Source organism: Streptomyces sp. NPDC102462, from assembly GCF_044765425.1.
Classification (GTDB): Bacteria; Actinomycetota; Actinomycetes; order Streptomycetales; family Streptomycetaceae; genus Streptomyces.
The window spans coordinates 1-9,705 of the sequence record NZ_JBIWKB010000120.1; the positions used below are offsets into that span (position 1 = coordinate 1).

Annotated in this window: 7 protein-coding genes; 1 reads left to right on the forward strand and 6 read right to left on the reverse strand. The window is 72.0% G+C overall.

Annotated features, from left to right (window positions below; all coding sequences use genetic code 11):
• Positions 1-750: maltotransferase domain-containing protein (locus tag ACIRFL_RS43060; protein ID WP_404041030.1), on the reverse strand; the 750-nt coding region annotated here is incomplete at its 3' end.
• Positions 751-1,177: 427 nt separating this feature from the next.
• Here ACIRFL_RS43060 and ACIRFL_RS43065 point away from each other — a divergent pair.
• A complete protein-coding gene (locus ACIRFL_RS43065) occupies positions 1,178-3,796 on the forward strand; it encodes a glycosyltransferase family 1 protein (protein ID WP_404041033.1) in 2,619 nt (872 codons plus the stop codon).
• 308 nt (positions 3,797-4,104) lie between these two features.
• Here the strand turns inward: ACIRFL_RS43065 and ACIRFL_RS43070 are convergent, their stop codons facing one another.
• From ACIRFL_RS43070 to tgmB, 5 genes are all read right to left on the reverse strand, one after another.
• Positions 4,105-4,620 (reverse strand): DUF1990 domain-containing protein, encoded by a 516-nt coding sequence (locus tag ACIRFL_RS43070; protein WP_404041036.1) that lies wholly within the window; start codon positions 4,618-4,620, stop codon positions 4,105-4,107.
• 71 nt (positions 4,621-4,691) lie between these two features.
• Positions 4,692-6,347 carry a M4 family metallopeptidase gene (locus ACIRFL_RS43075; RefSeq protein WP_404041039.1) on the reverse strand — a complete coding sequence of 552 codons (1,656 nt, stop codon included), beginning with the start codon at positions 6,345-6,347 and terminating at the stop codon, positions 4,692-4,694.
• A gap of 797 nt (positions 6,348-7,144) precedes the next feature.
• Positions 7,145-7,456, reverse strand: coding sequence for a DUF6087 family protein (locus ACIRFL_RS43080; protein ID WP_404041042.1), 312 nt, complete (start codon positions 7,454-7,456; stop codon positions 7,145-7,147).
• Positions 7,449-8,639 (reverse strand): methyltransferase domain-containing protein, encoded by a 1,191-nt coding sequence (locus ACIRFL_RS43085; protein WP_404041045.1) that lies wholly within the window; start codon positions 8,637-8,639, stop codon positions 7,449-7,451. Before ACIRFL_RS43085 ends, ACIRFL_RS43080 begins: the two co-directional genes overlap by 8 nt.
• Positions 8,639-9,604: an ATP-grasp ribosomal peptide maturase gene (tgmB, locus tag ACIRFL_RS43090; RefSeq protein ID WP_404041048.1), complete on the reverse strand. Its 966-nt coding sequence runs from the start codon at positions 9,602-9,604 to the stop codon at positions 8,639-8,641. Before tgmB ends, ACIRFL_RS43085 begins: the two co-directional genes overlap by 1 nt.
• Between the last annotated feature and the right edge of the window lie 101 nt (positions 9,605-9,705).

A 9,705-nucleotide genomic window follows, 5' to 3' on the forward strand; every position in this document is an offset into this window, starting at 1 on the left:
CACGAGCAGTACCAGCGGCGCCGAGGCGGTCACCAGGTCCCGCAGCGGATACCGGGCCAGCACCCCGGCCACCTCCGGCGCCAGCGCCACCGCCAACCGCCAGGCGGGCGGCCGGTTCTCGTCCCGCAGGGCCGCCACCGCGGCGAGCACGGCGTCCCGCGCCCCGCCCGCCTCGGGCACCCCGGCCGCCGCCCGCTCGTACAGCCGCGCGCCCTCCTCCAGCACCAGATCCGTGTCGAGGCCCGCCGGGATCTTGATCCCCGCGGTGTGCCGCCAGGTGGTGACCGGGTCGCTCCATGCCTCCACGTGGTAGGTCCAGCGGCCCATCGCGTCCGGGGTGACGTCCGTGGCCCAGCGGTCGGTGCCGGGGGCCGTCTCGTGCATCGGGGTCCAGGGTCCTGGCCGGCCCTCGGGGTCGCACAGCACCACATTGGCGGCCACCGCGTCATGCCCCTCGCGGAACACGGTCGCGGACACCTCGAACGTCTCCCCGACGACCGCCTTCGCCGGGCGGCGTCCGCCCAGGACCACCGGGCGGACATCGAGGACGGGGATGCGGCCGACGGCGGTGTCCCCGCTCGCCGGGGACCGCCCCCGGGAGGGCGGCCGGGCCTCGCCGCGGTCCGCCGGCGCCACGGCGTCAGCCGTCCGCTCCGGTGCCACGGCGTCGGCCGTCCGCTGCGGCGGCCCGGCCGCCGTGCCGTTCCTGCTGCTTGTCGGGGGTGGTGACGAGGGGTGCCTGGCGGGCATGACCGCTCCTGTCCGCGTCAACGAGGGTGTGTGGGCGGATGGGTGTGGGGAGGTGGGTCCTGCGGGGTGGCCGTGATGCCCCTGAGGGGCGTACCGCAGGAGCCTTCCCACCCTATTCGGGTGAGCAATCCGGGACTTTGTTAACTACTCGCGCGTATGCCCGCGCACAAGACCGGCCCGCCCGGTGGGAGCGGTTCCGCCGGCACCGACGCGCCGGTACCTGCGGGAGTCCGCCCGGCGGGCCCGGCCGCACACCGCACACTCCCGCGTGCATCGGCGCGAAAATGGCCGGTTCCGTCCAGGCTGTATACCTCCGGGGCTCGCCGGCGATGCCCGGCGGGGCCCGGCCCGGCACCGGTACCGTCGTCACAGACGACGAGACGCACGTCGCCGTGCGCCTCCCCGAGCAACCGCGCCGAGGTGGAATGTGAAGGCGATCCGCCGGTTCACCGTCCGTCCCGTTCTCCCCGAGCCCCTGAGTCCGCTGAGCGACCTGGCGCGCAATCTGCGCTGGTCCTGGCACGCTCAAACGCGCGACCTGTTCCAGTGCGTCGACCCCGGCCGCTGGGCCTCCTCGGGCGGCGACCCGGTACGGCTCCTGGGCAGCGTGCCCCCCGCGCGCCTGGCCGAGCTGGCCGAGGACCGCCGCTTCCTCGGCCGGCTCACCGCCGTCGCCGACGACCTCGACGACTACCTCGGCAGGGGCCGCTGGTACCAGGCCCAGCCAGCCGGACTGCCCCTGGCCGTCGCCTACTTCTCGCCCGAGTTCGGCATCACCGCCGCACTGCCCCAGTACTCCGGCGGCCTCGGCATCCTCGCCGGCGACCATCTGAAGGCGGCCAGCGACCTGGGCGTACCCCTGATCGGGGTCGGACTGCTCTACCGGCACGGCTACTTCCGGCAGACCCTGTCACGGGACGGCTGGCAGCAGGAGCACTATCCCGTCCTCGACCCCAACGAACTGCCGCTCACACTGCTCAAGGAGCAGGACGGCAGCCCGGCCCAGGTCTCGCTCGCACTGCCCGGCGGCCGACGGCTGCACGCCCGTATCTGGCTCGCACAGGTCGGCCGGGTGCCGCTGCTGCTGCTCGACTCGGACGTCGAGGAGAACGACCACGGCGAACGCGGCGTCACCGACCGGCTGTACGGCGGCGGCAGCGAACACCGGCTGCTCCAGGAAATGCTCCTCGGCATAGGAGGGGTGCGGGCGGTACGCGCCTACGGCCGGCTGACCGGCCACCCCGCACCCGAGGTCTTCCACACCAACGAAGGGCACGCGGGCTTCCTCGGCCTGGAACGGATCGCCGAACTCCGCGCCGGCGGACAGGACTTCGACGCGGCGCTGGAGGCCGTGCGGGCCGGGACCGTGTTCACCACCCACACCCCGGTCCCGGCCGGCACCGACCGCTTCGACCGGGAACTGGTCGCCCGCCACTTCGGCCCCGACGCCGAACTCCCCGGCATCGACGTCGAACGGATCCTGCACCTGGGGATGGAGACCTACCCGGGAGGCGAGCCGAACCTGTTCAACATGGCCGTGATGGGCCTGCGGCTGGCCCAGCGCGCCAACGGCGTCTCCCTGCTGCACGGCAGGGTCAGCCGCGAGATGTTCTCCGGGCTCTGGCCGGGATTCGACCCCGACGAGGTGCCGATCACCTCCGTCACCAACGGGGTGCACGCCCCCACCTGGGTCGCCCCGCAGATGCTGCGGCTCGGTGCCCGGGACGTCGGCGCGCGGCACGCCGAGGACACGCCCGCCGACGACGGCGCGGAGCGCTGGGACCGGTTCGCGGGCGTAGCGGACCAGGACCTGTGGGGACTGCGCCGGGAACTGCGCGAGCAACTGGTGACGGAGGTACGGGAGCGGCTGCGCGCCTCCTGGCGGCAGCGCGGCGCCGGCACCGCCGAACTGGGCTGGATCGACGGCGTCCTGGACCCCGACGTGCTCACCATCGGCTTCGCGCGGCGCGTCCCGTCGTACAAGCGCCTCACCCTGATGCTGCGCGACCGGGACCGGCTGATGGAGCTTCTGCTGCACCCCGAGCGGCCCGTCCAGATCGTGGTCGCGGGCAAGGCGCACCCCGCGGACGACGGCGGCAAGCGGCTGGTGCAGGAACTCGTCCGGTTCGCCGACGACCCGCGCGTGCGCCATCGCATCGTGTTCCTGCCGGACTACGGCATCGCGATGGCGCAGAAGCTGTACCCGGGCTGCGACATCTGGCTGAACAACCCGCTGCGCCCGCTGGAGGCCTGCGGCACCTCCGGGATGAAGGCGGCCCTCAACGGCTGCCTCAACCTGTCGGTGCTGGACGGCTGGTGGGACGAGTGGTTCCAGCCGGACCTCGGCTGGGCCGTCCCCACCGCGGACGGGCCCGGCACGGACCCCGAGCGGCGCGACGACATCGAGGCCGCCGCCCTCTACGACCTGCTGGAACAGCGGGTGACCCCGCGCTTCTACGAGCGGGGGCGCGGCGGGCTGCCCGACCGCTGGATCGAGATGGTCCGCCAGACCCTGACCCTCCTCGGGCCCAAGGTGTCGGCGAGCCGCATGGTCCGCGAGTACGTCGATCGGCTCTACGCGCCCGCCGCGCACGCGCATCGCGCGCTGACCGCGGACGCGGCCCGCGAACTCGCCGCCTGGAAGGCGCGGGTGCGGGCCGCCTGGCACGGGGTCAGCGTCGACCACGTGGAGACGACGGCCTCGGCCGCCACCGCGGAACTGGGGGCCACCGTCGGCCTCAGGGTGGTCGTCGGTCTCGGCGGCCTCGGGCCCGACGACGTCGAGGTGCAGGCCGTCTCCGGCCGGGTCGACCCGGAGGACCGGATCTCCGACGCGACGGCGGTGCCGCTGAAGGCCGCGGGTGGGGTGGAGGCGGGGGGACGGTGGGTGTACGAGGGTTCGCTGTCGCTGGACCGTACCGGGCCCTACGGTTACACCGTGCGTGTGCTGCCTGCGCATCGGTTGCTGGCGTCGGGGGCGGAGTTGGGGGTGGTGGCGGTCCCGGCGGAGGATGTTTTTGCGGGGGCGGGAGTGGTGTTGCGCTGAATGGCTTGGCTTGGGTGGGGTGGGGGGTGGTTGCGGTGGGTTTGTGGGTGCGGGTGTCTTGTGGCCGGTCGCGCAGTTCCCCGCGCCCCTAATGGGGGTGGTTGTGCTGGGTTTGTGGGTGCGGGTGTGTGGTGGGTGGTTGCGCAGTTCCCCGCGCCCCTATTGGGGGTGGTTGCGGTGGGTTTGTGGGTGCGGGTGGAGTGTGGCTGGGCGCGCAGTTCCTCGCGCCCCTTCTTGGGGCGAGCTGATTGGTTGTCTGCGGGTGTCTTGTGGCTGGGCGCGCAGGTCCCGTGGCTCTTTGGGTGGGGTCAGGTGTTCTCGCCGCACAGGTTTTTCAGGACCGTTCCGCAGCGGCGGGCGTAGGCGTGTTGGAGGGCTCTGGTTGCCGGGCCGCCTGCTCGGGCGTACCAGGAGCGGGGGCGGCTGAAGGCAGCGACGGTCAGCCAGACCGTGCCGTCTCCGGTGCGGTCGACCACGAACGCCTCCTCGCCGCACTCCGGGTGGCCCTCCAGGGTGCCGTACGCCCAGCCGGCCCGGCGGGGCTCCGTCACCGTCCACACGACGCGGCAGGGGGCCCTGACCAGGCCGGCCAGGGTGACCGTGACGTCGACGCCGGGGGCCGCGCGGTCGGCGCCGGCGTCGATGCCCACGCCCAGTGCGCGGTGCATCTCCCAGGTGAGGAGCGTCTCGGCGGCCCGGCGGAACACCTGTTCGCCCTCGCCGATGCGCGTGCGCACATGCAGGGCGTGGAAGCCGGGCGGGCAGGCGGTCAGGTTCTCGCGGGTCGCGCCGACCGGCTCGTAGGTGAAGTCTGCCGAAGACATGACACCCAAGGGTAGGGCGGCCCCCCGGAATGCCTTCCTCCTGGGGGGCCGCCCTGCCGTTTCTCCTCGGATCAGGTGACGTTGACCGCCGTCCAGGCGGCGGCCACGGCGTTGTACTCGGCGCTGCCGGAGCCGTACAGGGCGGTCGCCGCGTTCAGGGTCGCCGTGCGGGCGGCCTTGTAGTTGGTCGTGGACGTCATGTACGTGGTCAGCGCCTTGTACCAGATCTGCAGCGCCTTGGCCCGGCCGATGCCGGTGACCGCGGAGCCGTTGTACGTCGGGGAGTTGTAGGACACCCCGTTGATCGTCTTCGCGCCGCTGCCCTCCGACAGCAGGTAGAAGAAGTGGTTGGCGACACCGGACGAGTAGTGCACGTCCTTGCCGCCCACGCTGGAGGACCAGTAGTCGGCGGAGGCGCCGTCCTTGCTGGGCTTGTCCATGTAGCGCAGCGGGGTGCCGTTGCCGTTGATGTTGATCTTCTCGCCGATGAGGTAGTCGCCGACGTCGGAGGCGTTGTTCGTGTAGAACTCGACGCCGGTGCCGAAGATGTCGGAGGTGGCCTCGTTCAGGCCGCCGGACTCACCCGAGTAGTTGAGGCCCGCGGTGTTGGAGGTGACGCCGTGGCTCATCTCGTGGCCGGCCACGTCGAGCGAGGTCAGCGGGTGGGTGTTGGCGGAGCCGTCGCCGTAGGTCATGCAGAAGCAGCTGTCGGACCAGAAGGCGTTGACGTAGGCGTTGCCGTAGTGGACGCGCGAGTAGGCGGCCTGGCCGTTGTTCTTGATGCCGTTGCGGCCGAAGGTGTTCTTGTAGAAGTCCCAGGTGGCCTGGGCGCCGTAGGCGGCGTCGGCGGCGGCCGTCTGGTCCGTGGAGGAGCTGGAGGCGGTGCCGGTGCCCCAGACGTCGTCGGCGTCGGTGAACAGGGTCCCGGTGCCGGAGGTCCCGCGGGCCAGGTTGTACGTCTTGTGGCCGCCGCGCGTGGTGTCGTACAGCTGGTACGTCGACCCGGACAGCGTGGTGCTCAGGGTGACCGTGCCGGAGTAGAGGGTCTTGCCGGTGCCGGTCTCGATGCCCTGGTACTCGTAGAGCTTTTCGCCGGTGGCCGCGTCGGTGATGACGTGCAGCTCGTTCGGGGTGCCGTCGTCCTGGAGGCCGCCGACGACCGTCTCGTAGGCGAGGACGGGCTCACCGGAGCCGGCCCAGATCACCTTGCGCGCGCCGTCGGCCTCGGTCTTGGCCGAGCCGGCCGCCTCGGCGGCGGTCAGCGCCTGCTTCTCGGCCTTGGCCGCGTCGATGCGCGGCGTGAGCGAGGCCACCTCGATGGTGTGCTTCGTGGCCTTGGTGACGCCCTCGGTCCGGCCGGACGCGGAGGAGTGCACGATCAGGTCGCCGCCGAGCACCGGCAGGCCCGCGTAGGTGCGCTCGTAGCGGGTGTGGACGCTGCCGTCGACGTCCTTCACGACGTCCTTGACGACCAGTTTCTCCTGGGTGCCGAGACCTATGGTGCGGGCGGTGCCGGCGGCGTCGGTCTGTGCCTGCTGGATCAGTTCGCCGCGGGCCGCGGCCGACAGGGTGGCCGGGGCGGCGGCGAGCGGCTTCGCGGCGGCGGCCTGGGCCGGGGTCTGCGCGGAGGCGCTTGTGGCCAGGCCGGTGGCGAGCAGGGAGCCGGCCGCGACAGCGGTGGCGATGGCCAGGGTGGTGCGCTTGTGACGCGCGTAGAGGGGGCTCACTCAAGCTCCTTCGTGTGGGGGAGTCCGGGCGGTGCGGGGGCACCGGCCGGAGGGAGTGGCGAACTTGCTGTGCTGCGGCGGTGAAGGAAGGGTGACACCAAGGACGTGGACATGTCAGGACCCTGATGTGATGTTGGCCGAAAACCGGCTGTCCGGGAAGCGGTGTGGACAGGTGAAGCCGGGTCGCGCCCGGGAGCTGTTCCGGGGGTCGGCGTGCCGTTCCCGCCGCGGTGGCGTGCGGTTCACGCGGCGGAGGTCAGCCTCCGGCCGCCCGGTCCGCCGACGCCGCGTGGGTCCCGGCCCTCGATGGCCGGGATTCGACGGCCGGTTCCGGTGAGGCGCGCCCGGACGGTGAACTGCTTCTCAACGCTGACTCCTTCTGCGTGGCCGCGGTCGTGTGCGGCCAGGTGGTCCGGAGGCCGGGTCGGTCCTCCGGGCAGAACGGGGTGTGACGCGGAACCAGGTGCGGGGCCGGCTCGGGTGCCATCGGTGGCGCCGTGGAATGCGGTGAGTCGGTCGTGGGAAGAGTGGCAGGAGATCGCATCATCTGTCAGGGCTGCGTCAAAAGTTTGGCCGGAATTGGTTCGTTGACCGGATGTTCACGTCCGCTATGCGAACCGTTCCCGCTCGGGGTTCGCCGAGGGGGCCGCCGTTCTACTGGGTCCGGTGCCCACATAGGAACGGCCCGTCGCACAGCGGGAGGTAAGAAGGGCGCGCCCGGCCCGGGCCCACGATCACCAGCCGGGAGAGCTGCCACAACTCCACCCGGAGGACCCGCCGGGCCGACAACTCGGGGCTCAGGGGCGGTGGAACACTTCCGTGGGCCGCCATGGCTCCGGTGCCTCGGGCAGGCGGCCGAAGGGCGGGAGGCGTACGCGCTCCGCCTCGTTCTGGTGGTCGGTCTCCTGCGCAGCCGTGGCGTGGTCGTCGGCCACACCGCTCGGGGCCCACCGGTGGCCGTCCCACTCCAGCATCCCGCGCGGGGCGTCCGGTTGGACGTGCCCACCGCGCTCCGGACCGTCCCCGAGGGGGACGGCCTTGCGGTCACCGGGCTTCGGCCGACGGGCGTCCCTACGCGCGGCCCACTCCTCCAACGACTCCTCATCCACGGACTTCCCTCTCCCCTCGACCCACCAGTCTGCCCGGGCCCCACCTGCCCTCGAGAGTGACCGTCCAGCCACCTCGGGCCAGGGTGGTCCCACCGTCCGGCGCGATGGTCACCCGGGCCCCGTACACCGGCAGTTCGCCGTGTTCGAGCCATCGCCACCGGACGGCGTCCAGCATGTCGTACAGACGGCGGGGGCCGCCCTGGTGGACGATCGCGGCACGGCTGGCGGGTTTTGTCTCGGCGCGCGCCCAGGAGCCGTCCGGGTGCAGCATCCACGCCACCGGGTTGCCGTCGTCGTCGGTGCCGGTGCGGTGCTCGATGCCGGGTGCGGTGAGGGAGAGCATCGACCACACCTCCCACGCCTGCGTGACGTTGAGCACCGGGAACGGGGAGTCGGTGACCACGTCGCCGTCCTGGTCGCGGACCTGAGTGAACAGTTCGTTGAGCAGTGGCGGGTAGTCGGCGCCCGTGCGGGTCTCCATGAACGCGGCCCGGTCCCACTCGATCCGGCCGGCGGCGCCCCCGTCCTCCGCCTTGTCGGCGGTCAGGATCAGCCCGGTTCCGGCGAGGGTGGTCACCAGGCGTCCGCCTGGCCGGAGCGCGCGCAGCCACGAGGCAGGGATACGGGGCACGGACACCATGGAGACGATCCGGTCGTACTCGCCGGGAAGGTGCCCGGTGGCGTCCTGGGTGAGCAGTTTCGGGTGGTGGCCGATGGCGTCGAGCCGTTCGGCGGCGGCCTCGGTCAGGTAGGGGTCGATGTCCACGGTGGTCACGAAGTCGTCCCCGAGCCGAGCGGAAGCCAGCGCGGCGCTGTAGCCCGAGCCGGTGGCGACGTCCAACAACGCCTGGCCGTCGCTCAGCCGTCCGTGTGTGAGCATGCTGACCACGAGACTCGGCAGGGTGCTGGACGAGGTGGGCAGTCCGATCACTGTCTCGCCGTCCATGGCGTGATCGGCGTGCACCGGGCCGACCTGGGTGACGAGGGTCCGGTCCGCGTACGCGGCACTCGCCCACGCCGACTCGTCTGCGGGGCCGTCGGCGGGCGTCCAGCCCTCCGGGCCGGCGGTGAACCAGCGGGGCACGCACAGATGCCGGGGCGTGGCCATGACTGGCCCGTACCACGGGGAGCCTGGATGCGCCGCCGTGCGGGCGAGCGCGGCGGCACGCTGCTTCCAGTCCATCAGGTGACTCCTTGCAGTTCGTCGGCGATCGCCGCGGCGATCGGCTGCCCGGTCGCGCCCTGGATCCAGTCCCATTGCCCGCAGGGATTCACCTCAAGGAACCACCACCGTCCCGAGGGGTCAACGACGAAGTCAGCGGCTCCATAGGCGAGATGGAGCTGGTCCATCAGGAGGGACATTCCGGCGCCCACGTCGGTTGGCACCGTCGTGGTGGTGTAGGTGAGGGAACCGTAGTCGGATCGCCAGTCCTCGCGGGCGGCGTCGCTGCCGGCGTGTACCTCGGTGGCGAACATGCGAGAGCCCACGACCGTCAGGCGGACTTCATGGCTCTTGTCGATCCATGCCTGGAACAGGTGGGCGGTGGTCTCGATGCCGCGCAGGTCGGTGAGATCCTCCGGATCGAGGCGGCGGGTGTAGACGGTCTTGAGCCGACTGCCCTCGATCAGCACGGGGGACGCCACGGGCTTGCAGATCAGCGGGCCGGGGACGGCGGCGGCGAACTGCCGTACCGCATCCGGCCGGTTCGTGATCAGCGTGGGCGGGATGCGCAGCCCGCAGGCGCGGGCGGCCTCGAGCTGGACCGGCTTGTACTCGGCACGGGCCATGAACGTTGGATGGTTGACCCACCGGCAGCCCAGTGCGCACAGGACCCCGCCAAGGCCGGCGCGGGCCTGGGCCGCGGCGAACCGCTCCTCGGGCCCGGTCATGCCGTCGGGGAACTGGAACGCCCCGGGGGCGCGGTAGTACACCGCGCCGACCCGGGACAGGTCCACCGTTCGGTGAGCGGTGGCCAGTTCGCCCGCCCACCCGCGCCCCCGGTCGATCCGGCCCGTCAGCGCAAGCCGCTGAGGGAAATCCGCGGTGTCCATGCGGAACACCTCGATGCCCCGGCCGGTCAGCTCGGTCACGACGCGATCAGTCGGCCAGTCGTCGTTGGCCGCGATCACCAGGACGGGCAGGGACATGGGCTAGTCCTATCTATTGATGTGGGTCTGAACTGGTCATTCGTAAGATCGGTGAGGCCCAGGGGCCCGGGGTATGGCTGTCATGGGTGAGCCGCTGGATG